21 protein-coding genes are annotated in these 15,399 nt (G+C 41.8%); 12 read left to right on the forward strand and 9 right to left on the reverse strand.

Annotated features, from left to right (window positions below):
• Positions 1–134 precede the first annotated feature (134 nt).
• Both H5647_RS21025 and H5647_RS21030 read left to right on the forward strand, forming a co-directional pair.
• Positions 135–1,352, forward strand: coding sequence for an acyltransferase family protein (locus H5647_RS21025; protein ID WP_162926462.1), 1,218 nt, complete (start codon positions 135–137; stop codon positions 1,350–1,352).
• A gap of 83 nt (positions 1,353–1,435) precedes the next feature.
• Entirely contained in the window at positions 1,436–2,218 is a 783-nt protein-coding gene (locus H5647_RS21030; protein WP_045861661.1) for an FtsH/Yme1/Tma family ATP-dependent metallopeptidase, read from the forward strand.
• A gap of 250 nt (positions 2,219–2,468) precedes the next feature.
• On the opposite strand, the gene H5647_RS21035 is transcribed toward H5647_RS21030, so the two are convergent.
• The gene (locus tag H5647_RS21035) at positions 2,469–3,425 is read right to left on the reverse strand and encodes a hypothetical protein (protein ID WP_045861662.1); all 957 of its coding nucleotides are present in this window, start codon (positions 3,423–3,425) and stop codon (positions 2,469–2,471) included.
• A gap of 158 nt (positions 3,426–3,583) precedes the next feature.
• Between H5647_RS21035 and recA the strand changes: the two genes are divergently transcribed.
• Positions 3,584–4,627, forward strand: coding sequence for a recombinase RecA (gene recA, locus H5647_RS21040; RefSeq protein WP_045861663.1), 1,044 nt, complete (start codon positions 3,584–3,586; stop codon positions 4,625–4,627).
• Positions 4,628–4,711: 84 nt separating this feature from the next.
• On the opposite strand, the gene H5647_RS21045 is transcribed toward recA, so the two are convergent.
• The 3 genes from H5647_RS21045 to H5647_RS21055 are packed head-to-tail and all read right to left on the reverse strand — an operon-like array spanning position 4,712 to position 7,534.
• A complete protein-coding gene (locus H5647_RS21045; RefSeq protein WP_045861664.1) occupies positions 4,712–4,963 on the reverse strand; it encodes a hypothetical protein in 252 nt (83 codons plus the stop codon).
• A gap of 51 nt (positions 4,964–5,014) precedes the next feature.
• Complete coding sequence (locus tag H5647_RS21050; protein WP_045861665.1) at positions 5,015–5,392, reverse strand: hypothetical protein; 378 nt, start codon at positions 5,390–5,392, stop codon at positions 5,015–5,017.
• 30 nt (positions 5,393–5,422) lie between these two features.
• The gene (locus H5647_RS21055) at positions 5,423–7,534 is read right to left on the reverse strand and encodes an ATP-dependent helicase (protein WP_045861666.1); all 2,112 of its coding nucleotides are present in this window, start codon (positions 7,532–7,534) and stop codon (positions 5,423–5,425) included.
• A 177-nt stretch (positions 7,535–7,711) separates the two neighbouring features.
• Here H5647_RS21055 and H5647_RS21060 point away from each other — a divergent pair, with 177 nt between their 5' ends.
• Genes H5647_RS21060 through H5647_RS21070 form a run of 3 tightly spaced genes read left to right on the forward strand, consistent with a single transcriptional unit; the run spans position 7,712 to position 9,476 of the window.
• Entirely contained in the window at positions 7,712–8,131 is a 420-nt protein-coding gene (locus tag H5647_RS21060; RefSeq protein ID WP_045861667.1) for a hypothetical protein, read from the forward strand.
• A gap of 3 nt (positions 8,132–8,134) precedes the next feature.
• The gene (locus tag H5647_RS21065; RefSeq protein ID WP_045861668.1) at positions 8,135–8,665 is read left to right on the forward strand and encodes a hypothetical protein; all 531 of its coding nucleotides are present in this window, start codon (positions 8,135–8,137) and stop codon (positions 8,663–8,665) included.
• Positions 8,646–9,476, forward strand: coding sequence for a hypothetical protein (locus H5647_RS21070; protein ID WP_045861669.1), 831 nt, complete (start codon positions 8,646–8,648; stop codon positions 9,474–9,476). The genes H5647_RS21065 and H5647_RS21070 overlap by 20 nt, the downstream gene beginning before the upstream one ends.
• Here H5647_RS21070 and H5647_RS21075 read toward each other — a convergent pair.
• The 3 genes from H5647_RS21075 to H5647_RS21085 all read right to left on the reverse strand — a co-directional run bounded on the left by H5647_RS21075 (position 9,473) and on the right by H5647_RS21085 (position 11,310).
• The gene (locus tag H5647_RS21075) at positions 9,473–10,084 is read right to left on the reverse strand and encodes a DNA-binding protein (RefSeq protein WP_162926463.1); all 612 of its coding nucleotides are present in this window, start codon (positions 10,082–10,084) and stop codon (positions 9,473–9,475) included. The two genes, H5647_RS21070 and H5647_RS21075, sit on opposite strands and share 4 nt — an antisense overlap.
• Before the next feature lie 123 nt (positions 10,085–10,207).
• The gene (locus tag H5647_RS21080; protein WP_162926464.1) at positions 10,208–10,444 is read right to left on the reverse strand and encodes a hypothetical protein; all 237 of its coding nucleotides are present in this window, start codon (positions 10,442–10,444) and stop codon (positions 10,208–10,210) included.
• 224 nt (positions 10,445–10,668) lie between these two features.
• Complete coding sequence (locus tag H5647_RS21085; RefSeq protein ID WP_045861671.1) at positions 10,669–11,310, reverse strand: hypothetical protein; 642 nt, start codon at positions 11,308–11,310, stop codon at positions 10,669–10,671.
• Between the two features lie 197 nt (positions 11,311–11,507).
• Here H5647_RS21085 and H5647_RS21090 point away from each other — a divergent pair, with 197 nt between their 5' ends.
• The 6 genes from H5647_RS21090 (at position 11,508) to H5647_RS21115 (ending at position 13,736) form a co-directional block, all read left to right on the forward strand.
• Positions 11,508–12,095, forward strand: coding sequence for a hypothetical protein (locus H5647_RS21090; RefSeq protein ID WP_200911684.1), 588 nt, complete (start codon positions 11,508–11,510; stop codon positions 12,093–12,095).
• A 118-nt stretch (positions 12,096–12,213) separates the two neighbouring features.
• On the forward strand, positions 12,214–12,441 hold the full coding sequence (locus H5647_RS21095; protein ID WP_045861673.1) for a hypothetical protein: 228 nt from the start codon (positions 12,214–12,216) through the stop codon (positions 12,439–12,441).
• Between the two features lie 165 nt (positions 12,442–12,606).
• On the forward strand, positions 12,607–12,930 hold the full coding sequence (locus tag H5647_RS21100; protein WP_045861674.1) for a hypothetical protein: 324 nt from the start codon (positions 12,607–12,609) through the stop codon (positions 12,928–12,930).
• A gap of 17 nt (positions 12,931–12,947) precedes the next feature.
• Positions 12,948–13,262, forward strand: coding sequence for a hypothetical protein (locus tag H5647_RS21105; RefSeq protein ID WP_045861675.1), 315 nt, complete (start codon positions 12,948–12,950; stop codon positions 13,260–13,262).
• A 24-nt stretch (positions 13,263–13,286) separates the two neighbouring features.
• The gene (locus H5647_RS21110) at positions 13,287–13,484 is read left to right on the forward strand and encodes a hypothetical protein (protein ID WP_045861676.1); all 198 of its coding nucleotides are present in this window, start codon (positions 13,287–13,289) and stop codon (positions 13,482–13,484) included.
• A 9-nt stretch (positions 13,485–13,493) separates the two neighbouring features.
• A complete protein-coding gene (locus H5647_RS21115; RefSeq protein ID WP_045861677.1) occupies positions 13,494–13,736 on the forward strand; it encodes a hypothetical protein in 243 nt (80 codons plus the stop codon).
• 55 nt (positions 13,737–13,791) lie between these two features.
• On the opposite strand, the gene H5647_RS21120 is transcribed toward H5647_RS21115, so the two are convergent.
• Together H5647_RS21120 and H5647_RS21125 are read right to left on the reverse strand one after the other, a co-directional pair.
• On the reverse strand, positions 13,792–14,685 hold the full coding sequence (locus H5647_RS21120) for a 5'-3' exonuclease (protein ID WP_045861678.1): 894 nt from the start codon (positions 14,683–14,685) through the stop codon (positions 13,792–13,794).
• A 12-nt stretch (positions 14,686–14,697) separates the two neighbouring features.
• Positions 14,698–15,330, reverse strand: a complete 633-nt coding sequence (locus H5647_RS21125; protein WP_052692296.1) for a BRCT domain-containing protein — start codon at positions 15,328–15,330, stop codon at positions 14,698–14,700.
• Positions 15,331–15,399 lie beyond the last annotated feature (69 nt).

Here is a 15,399-nt window from a genome sequence, read left to right on the forward strand (position 1 = left end):
CGAACGTAGCTCTAGTAAATAACCGGTGCAAATTTGGTGGAAAATGAAAAACTGCACTTTTCAGAAGTTTTTACTCGGAGAGCGGTATTGATGATGCTTATACTGCCGTAAACCGCATGAATAGAGGGGCTGAAGTGAATAAAATTGGATCTTTAGAAGGGCTAAGGGGCTTAGCAGCACTTGTAGTAGTTAACGAGCATCTATTGAAGCTATTTTTTGTGATGGCTTTTTCCGATTCGGCCATGCGGAATGGGGGTGTACTCGGTAGTCTTTCATTCCCCCCAATGAACCTATTTCACAATGGAGCATGGGCCGTGTGCGTGTTCTTCGTTCTATCTGGTTATGTTCTAAGTCAATCTTTTTTCTCAAAAAAACGAGGAGAGTATAAAGAAATAGTAGGCAAGGTGGTGGCGAGGTATTTTCGGTTAGCAGTACCTATAACCGGGAGTTTGCTGCTCGTGTGGATAGTCATGTCCATTAACGGAATATACTTCGGAGAGGTTTTGGGCATCACTCACTCCAACGAAGTCGATCAATATGCTTCTTTACCTTTATTGTCAGATTTGTTTAAGCAAGGCTTCGGTAGCGCTCTATTCTTGAATGATTATGCGTACAACCCACCCCTCTGGACGATGAGCGTAGAAATGATTGCATCGATTGGAATATTTATCATTCACATGGTGTTTCTTTCATTTGTAAATCATAAGCATGCTTTTCTTGTAAGGTTAGCAATGTACCTCGGGCTCGTGACCATTTTGTTCCCCACTATGTACACAGGCTTTATCCTTGGGATGCTTATATGTGATTGCAAGAACAATAAGCGAGCTGACACGTTTCTAGCTAAGTACGCGAAAATATGGGCGCCTTTAGCAATTTGCACTGGGATTTTTTTGTGTGGATATATGATTCGGGGCCTATACACAAATCCATATAGTATTGTGACCTTTAATGAGTTTAACCCTTACCATGAATATTTATACAACACATGGGGTGCATTCTTCCTTGTTTTTGGAATCTCTTACTCAAAACAAATAAGCAAGTTACTTAGTGGGTCGTATCTAATAGCCCTTGGGAAGATCTCTTTCCCCTTGTATCTTACCCACTACATTGTTATAAGCAGTTTTACATCGTATGTTTATCTGGCCCTGCCTATTGACAGTCATTATTATAAGGCTGTAATTGCAATTGCATTATCTCTACCAGCTATGTTTGTTGTAGCGTACGTATTTGAGAAATTAATTAACGAACCAACAGTCGTTTATTCGAGAAAAATTACAAGTCGTTTTAGATCTACCTTTGCATCGAGCCCAGAAAAAAAAGATGTTTTAATGCAACCAGGACTAAATGGATGAGAGAGATGTTGATCAGACAATCTTGGCTGAAAAATATTATGGTAACTTTGGCGGAAGTACTTCCAAGAGGGGTATCAACATGCATGTTTCTATTTGGTGCGGTATTCATTACAGCTGCTTTAGGCGACGAACAGTTTAATAAGCACATCCTAGCGGTTACCAGCCCACATACCGAGATACTGCTTAAATCATTTAATACCGCATTTATTCTATCGATACTATATTGGTTTTCGGTAAATATTATCAGTGCTTTATATGGGCGCCAATGTACGCGGTCGCTTGATGATGGAATGCCGATGGCTGCAGCGTGTCTATCCTCTCCTCGAGAAAAAAAACCATTAACAGAAGAACGAGTTTCGAGAGTTGCTTATCATGAGGCCGGCCACCTTCTAGCCACTCGGTATTTCAACAGAAAACCTAATAAGCTGTCGGCACAGGTTAAGGTGTTTGAAGAACCTACTTTAGGTAGTGTTAGTTATGAATTCGACGATGATTTCATCTGTACAATACATGCTCATGAAGCGGCAATGAAGGTTTCGTTAGCCGGGGCATTAGCTGAAGAAATTACCTATGGAGATTGCCAGGTTGGTACTCAAACAGATAATCAAAGATGGGAGAGGCAAGCGAGAAATATGCTATCAGCATTTGTTAGTGATTATCATTGGTTTCATAGTGTCACGAATGAATATGAGGCTCGTGTAAATTCAAATACGTTGGTTGAAATTAAAAAAAGCATAACGGCCGAGGTCAGTGAAATGCTCGCCGAGAATAAAAATCTTTTAGATGAGGCGGCAAAATACCTTGAAGTGAATGGTGAATCCGACGGCGATGCACTCCATGACTTTGTGGCGCGAGTCGATATTTGATTGAAAGAAACGTGATTAATCTCTTCTTGAAGGTGCAGCGAATGCAAGTGACTTTACCTATGAGTAATTTCTCGAGCAAGATTAATAAGTAGGGAAGTGTATTTGTGGAGTTATATTTGAGTAATCTTGAAGTCTGGATATCACAGCCATTCTATTGGTCTACATGATTGTGAAAGTATGGCTTTTGAGGGTGCCAAAACAGCGTCTTTCAATAAGTAGGAAAGTCATTACATTAAATATCGATGAAAATTTAGCTTGATAATAACAATTCGGAAAGCATTTCAGTTTCGCTGTCGATATTTTTAGATAGTCGATCTATGGGATTCCATAGGGACGGGAAGCCGTTTTCAAAAGAATCAACAGGAAGTAAACCTAGTTTCATGTTAGTGATTGCATCTTGACTGTATGACGCCCCAATTAGTTGAATGGAGTCTTCCAAATGATTTACAGCGATCAGTAGTGCTTGTAAGCACGTCCTAGCTTCTTTATTCGCCATAGAAAATATACCATTCAAATGAAACGTTTTAAATTTCATATGGGCGTCGACTTGCCACTCATGAACCGTAAACAATAGAACGTCGAAAGGGTAGCTTTGACCTTCTATTTCCATTCCGTTGTCGCTTTCCGACGTTACCGCAAGTAAAGATCGAGATAGAAGTTTGACACCCTTAAGCTCTAGAGGAGCTCGTAGTTTATTCCAAATTGGATATGCATAATCTCTTGAGTATATTGGCTCAACACCCGTTGCTGCGTCGGCCGTGCCTGAGAGCCAATCTGTACGAACACCAAAGATATCCGCTAATGCCTGCTTGACTGACGGAGAATAGCTCTCCAGGAGAATGTCATTATTGGTCATCCCCCCCAAAGGAAAGCAGTTTCCTAAACTATCAATAATGTGTTTGGCGTGTATCTGGGGGATGCCATGAGCCTGAAAGAGATGTTTGAACCGGTCAACCACTAACTCAAACTCTGTTTTAATCGGTGTACTCGTAGCCGCAGCAACTGCGTTGAGTGCAAGTGCCATCATGTCTTGCATGCTTAACCCGCCCAGTCTTTGTGCGTGATATTCATAGAAGTGGACAGCCCGGGCATCAGGCCTAATCGTAGTCGGCTTTGCCTCATCCGGATTTCCAGATTGCATCGGGGGTACAGGAACATTAAAAAGATTACCCACTAATTCGTTTAAGCTGATCTTCCGTCTGGCCATGCTGACCTCTCTGAATATTTACATTTTTAAATAGTTAATAAATTCAATGCACTACGGTGGTTTCCATCGAATTTGACATGCTTTCTAGGTGATATACGTTAGTTACTTGGTTCAATACCATCTTAGCGGGAAACCGCATTACACTGGAGAAGAAAGTTATGAAAAGTGCAATTAGCCAAAACGATAATCGGTCCAAAGCCTTAGCGGCTGCTTTAGGTCAAATTGAGCGCCAGTTTGGAAAAGGATCAGTAATGAAAATGGGGGATCGATCGGCTTTAAACGTTGAAACCGTCTCCACTGGAGCGTTAGGTTTAGACGTCGCCCTAGGCGTGGGAGGACTTCCCTATGGACGAATTTGCGAAATCTATGGTCCTGAATCGTCCGGTAAAACCACATTAACTTTGAGCGTTATTGCAGAGGCGCAAAAAACTGGAAAGACATGTGCATTTATTGATGCTGAGCACGCGTTAGATCCAATTTATGCAGAGAAATTAGGCGTAAATATTGACGATTTAATTATTTCTCAGCCCGATTGCGGAGAACAAGCACTGGAAATATGTGACATGCTTACTCGCTCGGGTGCTGTAGATGTTGTCATTATCGACTCTGTTGCAGCGCTTACACCGAAAGCAGAAATTGAAGGGGATATGGGTGATCACCACGTTGGTCTTCAAGCACGTTTAATGTCTCAGGCATTGAGAAAATTAACAGGGAATGTTAAAAACGCCAATTGTTTAGTAATATTTATCAACCAAATTCGAATGAAAATTGGTGTAATGTTTGGTAATCCGGAAACTACCACGGGGGGGAACAGCTTAAAATTCTACGCTTCAGTAAGATTGGATATTCGTCGGACCGGTGCGGTTAAGGAGGGAGACGATACCATAGGTAATGAGACAAGAGTGAAAGTTGTAAAAAATAAGGTTGCTCCCCCATTTAAGCAGGCGGAATTCCAGATTATTTATAATAAAGGAATAAATAGTGAAGCAGAAATAGTAGATTTTGCTGTGAAAGATGGGATCATTGATAAATCCGGTGCCTGGTACTCATATAAAGGAGATAAGATTGGTCAAGGAAAGGCAAACGTATGTGGTTTTCTTATTGATAATCCCGAGACTAGGGCGGAAATTGAAACGGCAATACGTGAAAAATATCTCCCATCAAAATCCAGTAAACAAGATCAGAGTCAACTGCCTCACTAAGATTGTTTCTCGCTTGTTGTTACCTAAAGTTCAACAGCAAGCGAGAACGATATGTTTTTTAAATGGCTATCATTTTTGACGAAATTATTTACCAATTATTAATTTTTCGAAACCGCAATCTTTGCAGGTTTTATTAAAGGAATCTAAAATACTTTCACCTCCATGGTCTGTTACGTATTTATCTGCAGACCTAAAGTATGAAGTGAATCCACGTTTCTCTTCTAATGTAAGTCTAGTGTGAAAAATCACGTCCCAATAGCCAGCCCTAAGCTCACAAAGTTGGTTCTGAATTTCTTTGACATTGTCTGATACGCCTGGGTAAATTGGTTTGGTCATGTCCAATTAGCTTCCAAAAAAAATTATCTATCAAATTATTCGGTTTTAGATCTAAGGCCTGTAAATTGTTAGAACTATAACAAAAGCCGTAACAAGGCCTGCCTGAAAACCCATTGCGTAACGTCTAGCGCAGAAAGCCCCCGTGGAGATACAAGCTCCTATCCAACAAACGATGGTAAATAGCTTTCCATAAAAATTATGGTTTCCATCTTTCATTACGTTGCCGTTAGTAAATGCGCTAAACCCGTAAACAATTACACCAGCAAAAAGTACAAAGGCGATGAGATATAAAAGAATGGCCACCAGGTACCGCCGCTCTTTTGTTTCTAAAAACATACCAAGGAGTGTGCCTTGCAACGCTTTTCGAGCTGGCGATATTGGAGTGTTATCGTCGTTGTCTTCAAGCTGGTCGAACGGATCGTTTTCCACTGTATTCTATCCTCTGCTTAATAGTTTGTATTATGATGTCTTAGTGATTCTAAATTGGGCTCCGACCCGTGTTAAATACTTATTAATAACTGTAGGATCGCTAGCCGTTTCAATATCGCAATATGGCGTCGACGAATAAAGGGTTTGCCCAAGCTCAATACTTAGTCTTAGATTTGCCTCATAGATAAATCGACTGGCTCGTTTGTTATTGCCATGCAGTCCAACAGGAACGGCGGAGGTACGTAACTGAAACGCAGAAGCTAAATGCTCGTCAGGCGGCACGACAAGAACTAACTTTTCAATCGCGCGAGTCATCCCAACATAGAATAATCTACGCTCAGATTGAATGTCGACACTGCCGTCGTCACGAATATATGGAAAATATCCTTCGGCGAGCCGAGGTAACAATACGACTGGCCACTCAAGACCTTTAGACCGATGCACGCTAGTAATTAGCACTGTATTTCTATTTTCGCTTCTTGATTTTTGCTCAGATCTAAGGGATTCGATTAGATCAATTAACACTAATGTAGTAACACTCTTTGATTCGCAAAAGTCGATATAAGCATCTATCGCTGCGACGACTACCTCAGCGTCTTCTGCGTTGAGAGACATCTCTTGTATGCATTTTCTACATTCCGTCATCTCCAAATATGTCGTTAATGCATCTTGAGCCGTCCAATCATTTCGGATCATCAATGTGTGTATTGCATCAGCCTTTCTATTTAATCTGGAGCTCATAAAAGTTGGCAATTCTGCAACTGCATTGGCGACGATTTCAATAATGTTATTTGGAGATTGAGATATCGCTTCTACGATTTGTTTTGTATTAGAGAGCGAGATTCCTGGATGCGGTAGTAAAAATATTCCAGTTAGCGCTTCTATTACATAATCCTTGGGCCGAGTAAATAGGGTGTTAGCGGCAAGACGAAGCAGGTTGGTAAGGGCAGATACTTCCTGCAGGTCGAAGACAGGAAGTCGACCCTCTAGCCGGTAAGGAATACCCGCACGCATCAATGCGAGTTCGATAGGTGGCGTCATAGAAAATAGACGTACAAGTATGGCGAAATCGGATAGAGGTCTTTTCCGATCTAACTCATCTTGAATACTTTTAATAAGCGCTGTTTGAGGTATTGGCCCGCTTTTAACATTTGGTTCGGTATGGAGTTCAATGGATGACTTTGGAGTCGTGCTAGATGATATACAAAGCTTTTCCACTTTATTGGTATTGTTTGCTACCACATTGTTTGAGGCAATCGAAATTGTGTGCCCATATCGAAACGTTTCAGAAAGGGTATACACCGCGGGTTCTAAAAAATCGTTATCAAATTTATCTATTAAGTATTCCGGTCGGCTGCCACGGAAACTATAGAGCGTTTGCGAGTCATCGCCTACTGCGGTGACGTAAGCGCTCTCTCCAGCTAGAAGCTTTATAAGCTCTTGAGATATGTCATTGATATCCTGATATTCATCAATAACTATTTGCTTAAGTCTGTTCGAAACAAAGGCCCTTGCATCCGGAGAATTAGAGATTATTTTAACTGGATCGTAGATTAGATCTGAGAAAAAACGTTCTTTCCTCTCAATACGTAGCTTTTCAAAATTGCTGTACCCAGAAATAAATGGACTTAACTTGGTGTCTATCTTTGCTTTATCGAATACGGCTTCAGGATCTGTTAGGCCAGATTTTACTAAATCAATATAAGAGATAAACGCTTCAATAATATTCGGCCTATTCGGGTTACAAATACCGTTTTGGATCGTCCCCACAGACATTTTTAATGCTTGTTTAGCGAGTAGGGCTTGACCGGACGCGGATGTATTGAGATTGAATTTGGGAAGATACCCTTTTTTTGATAATGATTCGCATAAGCGAAACCCTAGGGAGTGGTAGGTTCTGGTCTGTGGTAGGCGCCGTCTTGGGGTAAGCTCTTTCATTTTTAGCTCGAATTCGAGCTGCGCTGATTTATTGAACATTAGCACCATGATCTCCTGAGCGTGAATTCCGGCTTCTAGCAAGAAGGAGACTCGTCTACGCATCGTCCAGCTCTTCCCTGATCCGGCTACAGCAATAACCTTAATATGGGTATCCAGAGGAGCTTGAATTACCGTGATCTGTTCGGATGTTGCTTGCTCATTCATGGAGTTACCGGGAGTTACCGGGAGTTACCGGGGCGCTGGGTATGTGTTGCTACGATGCAATAGCCACCTGTTGTCGGTAAAGTAAAAACTGCACTTTTTAAAACAAATGTGCTGAAAACAGTGATGGTTATATGGGAAGGTATGCGGTGTAACGAATTCTATTGATAGGAGGCAAAATTGAGTTGGTCAGCACTAAAGGTTAGTCATCCTCTAAAAAAATGGGTAGCTTGGTCAATGCTGTTTGCACTGCTCGGAATACTGCTGATATTTTTCGGCTTGAACGCCAAGGTGGTAAATCAAGGGGTTGTAATCTCTCCTGGCCCGATGTTTCTCCTAGGGCTAGCTATGTACGTTTTCTGGTCTGCGGCCTTCCTGTACTTGAAACTTTCACCTAGGATCAGGCGGATTCCTGCAGGTTCAGTGAATATCGAGCGACTATCCAATTTTGCAAAAACGTATCCACAAATATCGAAGGAGTATCGACTTGAGACGTATTGCAACGGCAATACAACGTATGGCGAAATTCAAATTATTCAGAAAAAAGCAAACAAGAGTCTTGTTCAGCTCGCCTCAAGATCAGTTATGAGAAGAAGGTAACATATGAATACAATATTTCCTTACCAGGTCTATCATCTTGACCATAAACGCCTTATTCAGCTAGAGCGTGGATTGGTCAATCAAACAACGGATTCTGCTGGAGCTGCTGCTGTTTCGGCCTATAAATCATTAATGAGCAATAGGCCAAGATATGACCCCACAATAAGAGAGCACTTTGGCTCCAGAGATCGGTCTTTTCAGGAAGCTGTGAATGACGTAACCCGCGACGAATCAAAGATGAATGCAGAAAAATTGGCGCGGAAGATCGCTAGCTGCAAAGACTTGATAGAGATGGGTTTTTATCAAAAGGTTGCAGATGTAATTGCAGATACTGCACAGCTTGCTGTTGATGCCACTACTAGCATTAATTCTAGATGGATGATCGTCCACTCCAAGAAAGTTGTACCGACTGAGTATGCTCTAAGGTCTACAGATTCTTATGACCTAATTCAACGATTTGATGAATGGTTTTTAAAGATGCCGTTGGGCTTTGTTGATCTTCAGGAGAAAGACTATGCGACTAAGCTTGTTTGAAGATAGTGAGAACGTATATCAGGCCAAAGCGGCAGATTTTGAAAGGGCGGTTGAGAGCAAGCAGATCGAAAAGGTTGTTCTAAAAGGTTATCGTGATCGTGGTTTCTTTGTGCGTGGTAAATTTTCCAGTAAAGCGACAGATTTAACTTGCGTCTTAGTAAACTCTCGTTCTGAGGTCATGTACATCAAAGACCCAGATCGGGCTCACGATATACTGTATGATATGGGTATCGAAGACTTTGAAATTGACACATCAGAATGGGATATGGAATCAGCATTTAATCCACATAAAGTTTCTCAGGAGAGCCGGCAACGAAAGAAAAGGCGTGAGGACGCGTTGCGTTTTAGGCCAGTTTTTCTTGATAAGTACCGGTATGCCTATAATCACATTCAGATAGAGCAACGCATTCAGAAGCTCGTGGCTTATGCTGTTGAAAGTGGTTGGTTAGAGCAGGTAAAAGACGTTCCAAAGAGAAAGTTTTTTATGTGGAGCGAAAGCAGAGATCTGCCGGACCATAAAAAAGTGCCCACATGGGCGATGAAAGCCGCGGTTGCGTTAACGGTAGACTGCGGGCAATACCCGCGGAATGACATTGAAATGGCATCCTTTGCCAGCTTATGGTTCTCTATTCATGGGCCGTTCGAAACGACTGCTGAGGCTTATAACAGCCTTCCGTGCGGCTTTGTGGATACCGTTATGGAAGCTGGCGTGAGTAGGACTTGGATCGATACGGTGCTAAATGATGAGGTTCTACACGTGAGAAGCGTCAAGCGAGCGGAAGAAGAGTATCAGGCCTCAAAGACACCCTAGCTTTTAGAGGCTTTTTTTGTAGCAGCGGAGCGAGCAACGGTGAGCAGCTCCTTCTGAAGCATTGATAATTGTTCTTTGAGGCTTTTTTCATTTTCTTGTGCATTTTCAAGCTTTGTCAGTGCCTTTTCTTTATCCAGTTCATGCTTATGAGCTTGCTTTTCAAGGTTGCGGCAGTCACTTTCCGTTTGCGATAGTTTGATTTTCTGGCTATCGAGCTCAGCAGCCGTCTTGTTGAGACGCTCTTCAAGTTCTGACATGGAAGTTAGGCATTGTTTAAGCTCTTCTTCAAGCTCTAGGGTTCTTGTCGTAGCTTTCTTTTCGGCCTCTTCTATACGTTTGTTGGCATCTTCGTTCAAATGACTCCAGATTTGCGTAACTAAACGCAGGCCCACGGACTTAAGCTCAGGCGGCATCTCGATAGCATCTTGGTCTTCCTTTTTCCGGTTGTCGCGCCACATGCGCATTGCAAAGCTGATATCGGAAATTGAGCCACCCCCAGCCTTCTCCCTAACCTCGTCATTTGTAGGGGCTTCATTCCCATCGGCGACTATAGCGTCTGCGGCTTCATGGATCTTTTTGATCTTGTCTTCAGATGGTTTTCGGCTCATTTCATAGTCGTCCTGTATGGTAGGGTTGGTACGAATAATACCATAAAAACTTAAAGTGAGCATTTTCCCTGGTTAATTTTAAACGATTTTACCAATCACTAATAAGTACAAGATGTGTACAAGTTAATCATTGTAAGTCTTTGGCAGATCAAGGGAATCTAGAGCTTTTTGGGTCAACCTATCAATATCGGACTTTGCTCTGGCAACTAATAGATTTAAGTACTGGGGGAACCACTCATCAAAGGTGACGGTTATACATGACCCTTTTCGCAGGTCAATCATTGAGCCACCTATATCTACCATACCTCCCTCCGTATGGCAGAAAGGATCACCTCTATCCGACAGAAGGAACCACTCCATAAACTCCTCGAGGGAGCAGTTAACCGCTTCGAGCTTCACAACGGTGCATTGTGGTCCTGTAAAAAAAGAGTCCGGGTCGTCGCATGGCTCTTGGTTAGACACATTAAGGATTTTTGCCGTACGCATATTTAGCGATTCTCGATGTTAAAGGTGGTAGAAATATAGCTATCGTTCAGCGCGCGAAGCGCCAATCTCCACGGAATATCAATTTGCGTTAAAATAGTCTATTTGCTCTTACGGAATCGCATATGAGTGGTAGTGTATGCCGTAGCTGAGTCTCCATTTCCATCTATAGTTTGGAAAGACCGATTTAGGTCAACCTCCCAACCAGATGTAGAGAGTTTTGTGACTATTTCCGACATCTTCTCTACGTGACTGTGGTTCGTAGATTCGAATATAAACTCAAAATCTTTGTATTGATAACCAGATTGTTTTCCGCCCCAGTTAAAATTAGTCTCCTTTTCGGAATATCCCTTTATCTTTGTCTCGGACCTATTAATGGTGAAATCAGATTTTTCAGGTTGTTGTATCTCTTGGGTATAACCCATACTTTCTACGGTCTCAAACAGTCCCTCTACTTCTTCATATTGATTTGCTCGTAGATACTTTTGCATTCGCTGGTTGTAATCAGAAATTTGCTGAGGGGTTGCGTTAGGAGGTAGATCTCGTGGTTTTATAACGTGGTTGGGCTTCTTCTTTTTTGATTTTGATTTTTGCGGCTTAAGCTTGTCGGATTCGTTCGCATATGGGTCGAGTGTATTTAAGTACGCATCCCAATTTTCGTTGTTGTCAGTCGAGTATGAAAATTGACTGAATGCCATCCCAAAAATTAGTGAAAGTGTAGAAAAACGCAATTTGTATTTCATGGTAATCCTCATCTGTTTTAAACATGCAGTTCGGCAGCACGAACGGAATAAAAGTGCCGAAAAGTGCGAATAAATCGTGAAATACAGTCTGCCCAAATGTATAAAAGAAGCAAAGCGAAAACCGGTCTTTTTGACAATTCTTAATTTAAACGTGAAAGGTATCAATGATGAACATTATTAGTGACATAGCTAAATCCATGACATTGGCAGCTTCTTTACTGGCGCTTAGTGCTTGCTCTTTTTTTGATGTGGTAACAAGCAAAGCCGAACGAATAGATGGCCAGGTGTTCTATTATGACGAAAACGGTGAACTGTTGATGTCCGAAGAGCAGCTGAATATTTTGGAATCGAATGGAAGTGTTGTTCGTATAAAACATGTTGCCCCGAACGGTGCGTTAATTCTAGATCCGGAAGAGATGACGGTTTTAATGCAGGATCGAGAAGTATTCTATTCTCAGTTAGATAGAAAGAGCTTAGATGGTGAAATTACTGTACTTATTAAGAAAGGGTCATTAAAAGAAAATATTGAGCGTATAGCTAAGGAAGAAGGCTGGAATAGCGTTAACTGGGATGTGCACGTTGATTATTACGTGTCGGAACCTTTTGCTGTTGTGGGGGGCGATGTCCCTGCAGTGGTTGTCGAGGCGCTTGAAGGCTATCCGGTTTTTACTGGTTTTGATTTAACTGGATTGAATATAACGATTGGTGAAATGCCTCAAGTTAGAAAGCCGGAAGCTGCTGTTGTTGAAGCGTCCTTTAGTGGAAGTGTGAGTGAAGAAAAGTAGCGAAGTTTTGGTTTGGTATAGTGCTTCAAAAAGTAGTGAGTCTTCCACCCAATAGACGCATGTTGTTAGCTGATGCCTCTCCGTCGCATAGTTTCTCAAATAGATTGTCGAGGTCAGCATGAAGGAAGATATTGTTTTATGTAGGCAGAAGAAAGAAGTGCTAAACATCATGTCTCATGCGATGGTAAGGATACGTTCAATGGCCAGGAATCCGGAGAACCTTAAGCTTATTGAGGAGCTAGCGGATTCCTTACATAACATACCCAGGATGATCGCCGAAAATAGCGCAGAGAATGATCGGGAAATAGAGCGAACATTAGAGGCGGTAAAAATACTCCTGATATAGAAACTATATTCTATAGATTTCGGGAGGCATTATACCAATCATAAAGTCAAAAATATGTGTTGTAGAAAGTGTGCGGATAAATACATGCTTCTCATTCGTGGAGACATGTCGGCCGATAATATTTTGACTTACAATATTTGTGCAAACAAACTAAGCGGATCTTAAATGACTGATATAACTGAAACCCCTAAGCGCTGCCCGGCATGTCAAAGCGCGTTTATTACTGAAACACTCGATAGTTGGATTTGTGCTGATTGTGGTAAGACAAAGCCAAGCGCTGTCACCCTTAAGGAAAACGGTCTGTATCGGGATGAGGAAGGTAGCTATTACATTGTGACTGAGTATATTAATCATGGTGACTGCATCACTTTTACTCTTGTTAATTCTGACAATCCTGATGACATTGACGCAGATGCATTCGACCTAACAGATTCAGAGTGGAATACGACAGTTAACCAGCTTGGCTTAACAGAAACTCCGTGCCAATGAATGGATGATAAAAATAAATGAGTAATAATATTACTATGAATTATCAACTGAAAGATATTCCAATAACTTTGCTTGCTTATGTGCTTGGAATGTTTTGTGTTGGGCTAATATATCAAAAAGAATACCCATGGCAGGAGGCCCCAGCTCTAGCTTTCGCAATGATTATAATAGCTATTCCTCTTGTTCAAAATTATGCTTCTCAAGTGACTAAATCGTACATAAAGAAATCAGTATTAGCACTATCTATCGCAGCTAACCTCGGATTTTTTGGTGGTGTTATTTACAGTAGCATGCCTACTGAAAAACATTGTTCGATTGGAGAACGCTGTTAGGTTTAAAAGTATAGGTAAATTACGATGCACGTAGATCAATATTATTCAGTCTGGGAGCAGGTTTTCGTCTCTGCATCAATAAGCAAAGATGTCGCTCGTGATGAATATTCAGAATGGGTATCTGGTCTCGATGGCGAAATAGATAACGAGTACTCTCAAAACGAACTTTCAGTAGCTGGTGCTGCCGAGCTATCCATAGCTGAGCTTAAAGAAAGCAACTAGGTAAATGTGATGATAGAAACGATTGGTAGTGCGGATTTTCTGATACGTCATTCCCATGGCGATATTGAATCTATCAAATATCACATACGGTCACAGCAAAAAGCTATAGAAAATTTGCGGAAGAATGGCCGGTTAGCTGAGATTAAACGCAATAATATCGCTGTGCTTCAAGCCGAGCTTAAACGATTGGAGGCGATCAAGATGGAACCACTACCTAGCAGGTGCGAAGCTAAAGGATGGATTGCCGAATAAATGCTTACTCGGCGTATGGGATTTGAAAACGAATCTGAAGTTAATTTGGAGGAAGCTAACCAGTATTAATGTTGGCGGTAGAATTAGATTGTCTATTTACCAAATAACTTGAAAGCTTTGCGCTCATGTCACTAAATTCAAGTTCGTCAAAACACTCGATCAATGCTTCTGCATTAAGGTTTCTTCGCGAATAGAACGACAGATCGGTTATGATAGGAACGTCGTATTTTAAAGCTATGATAGCCTTCATCTTGTTTAGCTGATCTATATTGTTTTGGATGCGTTCCCCAAGCACGCCTTTAATTTCTCTGGAAGATTCAATGATCTTATCTAAAGAGCCAAACTTGTTAAGTAGGGCGGCTGCTTTTTTATCGCCGCAGCCTTGAATTCCGGGAACATTGTCAGAGTCATCCCCCTTAAGTGTCAACCAGTCCGTAATTAAGCGCGGAGGAACCCCATATTTCTCACTGACAGATGTTACGTCAGTAATTCCACCATCTTTATCGATTAACGATACATCCTTACTAACAACGGCAGCTAGATCTTTATCTCGCGTTGCTATCAGGCATTGGGCAGACTCTTGAGCCTCATCTCCAGCGAGGGTTGCTATAACATCGTCTGCCTCTACATTTTTAATCATCAATGGATTCAAGCCCATGGCGCCAGATACAAGGCGGAGGCGATCGATCTGAGACACCAATTCAGGTGGTTTCGGATCCCTATTGGCTTTATATTCTGGGTAAAGCTGATGCCTGAAGGTAATACCAGGATGATCAAAAACAGTTGTTACATACTGGGGTCTTACACTGTTCACAAGGTTCCTAAGCATTTTGATTGAAATATAGAGCGCTCCGACATGCTCACCAGTAGCAGTTTGACGCGCTGGTGCAGCATGGAATGCTCTGTGAATAAAGCTGGAAGCGTCGATTAGGAGGAAGGTTGGTTTCATTGGCTCCCCTCCCTAAGCGAAAAGGTTTAGCTGGTTTTCGTTTGTGCTCTCAGGCTGCGGTTCTGGCTCAGGTTCAGAAATACTTAGGTCCTCAGAAATTAGCTTTAGGTAATCTTGCTCGCTAAGTATCTTTGTTCCATGTCCCTCAGCCGCGGCAATTTTCTTCGATCCTACATTATCACCCATAACCAGCATGTCTGTTTTGCTTGTTACTGTGGATTGAGGTGTGGCGCCAAGCTTAATTGCTTCATCTTGAAGGGTATTCCGGGCGGTCACCATTTTTCCAGTAAAGACGATATTCAAACCTTTGATAGGAGATGTCTGGCTTGCCTCTAAGGTGCTTGTAGCTCCCGTGAGCTTAAAGCCTAGGTTCATCATGGATTCAATTAGTGGCCAGGTTGCGCGTAGCTCAGTGGCTATTCTGGGGCTTTTTAGTGGTCCAAATGAATCAAGAGATTCAATATCGGAGGACGTCAGGTTGGGTAGTTCTGAAAGCTCATAGTTATTAAGTAACTTACGACTATCTCCTCGACCTAAATGTGGTATACCGAAGCTAGCTATAAAGCGCCAATCGTCTATTGGCTCTCGTAATGAGCGCTGCAGTTCGGCTACAAGATTTTGAGATTGTTTAGGGCCAAATCCCATGCTTTGAAAATCTTTTTCTGAAAGCCCGTATATTTTGGGTAATTCCGCAATTCCATGATTCAGTAATGT

The organism is Teredinibacter purpureus, from assembly GCF_014217335.1.
Taxonomy (GTDB): Bacteria; Pseudomonadota; Gammaproteobacteria; order Pseudomonadales; family Cellvibrionaceae; genus Teredinibacter; species Teredinibacter purpureus.

Coding starts and splice junctions, on each gene's coding strand:
- H5647_RS21030 (WP_045861661.1), top strand. CDS start 1,436: ATGTTTCTATTTGGTGCGGTATTCATTACAGCTGCTTTAGGCGACGAA.
- H5647_RS21125 (WP_052692296.1), bottom strand. CDS start 15,330: ATGGGATTTGGCCCTAAACAATCTCAAAATCTTGTAGCCGAACTGCAG.
- H5647_RS21110 (WP_045861676.1), top strand. CDS start 13,287: ATGCACGTAGATCAATATTATTCAGTCTGGGAGCAGGTTTTCGTCTCT.
- H5647_RS21095 (WP_045861673.1), top strand. CDS start 12,214: ATGAAGGAAGATATTGTTTTATGTAGGCAGAAGAAAGAAGTGCTAAAC.
- H5647_RS21035 (WP_045861662.1), bottom strand. CDS start 3,425: ATGGCCAGACGGAAGATCAGCTTAAACGAATTAGTGGGTAATCTTTTT.
- H5647_RS21045 (WP_045861664.1), bottom strand. CDS start 4,963: ATGACCAAACCAATTTACCCAGGCGTATCAGACAATGTCAAAGAAATT.
- H5647_RS21070 (WP_045861669.1), top strand. CDS start 8,646: ATGCGACTAAGCTTGTTTGAAGATAGTGAGAACGTATATCAGGCCAAA.
- H5647_RS21080 (WP_162926464.1), bottom strand. CDS start 10,444: ATGGAGTGGTTCCTTCTGTCGGATAGAGGTGATCCTTTCTGCCATACG.
- H5647_RS21115 (WP_045861677.1), top strand. CDS start 13,494: ATGATAGAAACGATTGGTAGTGCGGATTTTCTGATACGTCATTCCCAT.
- H5647_RS21120 (WP_045861678.1), bottom strand. CDS start 14,685: ATGAAACCAACCTTCCTCCTAATCGACGCTTCCAGCTTTATTCACAGA.
- H5647_RS21100 (WP_045861674.1), top strand. CDS start 12,607: ATGACTGATATAACTGAAACCCCTAAGCGCTGCCCGGCATGTCAAAGC.
- H5647_RS21055 (WP_045861666.1), bottom strand. CDS start 7,534: ATGAATGAGCAAGCAACATCCGAACAGATCACGGTAATTCAAGCTCCT.
- H5647_RS21085 (WP_045861671.1), bottom strand. CDS start 11,310: ATGAAATACAAATTGCGTTTTTCTACACTTTCACTAATTTTTGGGATG.
- H5647_RS21065 (WP_045861668.1), top strand. CDS start 8,135: ATGAATACAATATTTCCTTACCAGGTCTATCATCTTGACCATAAACGC.
- H5647_RS21105 (WP_045861675.1), top strand. CDS start 12,948: ATGAGTAATAATATTACTATGAATTATCAACTGAAAGATATTCCAATA.
- H5647_RS21075 (WP_162926463.1), bottom strand. CDS start 10,084: ATGAGCCGAAAACCATCTGAAGACAAGATCAAAAAGATCCATGAAGCC.
- recA (WP_045861663.1), top strand. CDS start 3,584: ATGAAAAGTGCAATTAGCCAAAACGATAATCGGTCCAAAGCCTTAGCG.
- H5647_RS21090 (WP_200911684.1), top strand. CDS start 11,508: ATGACATTGGCAGCTTCTTTACTGGCGCTTAGTGCTTGCTCTTTTTTT.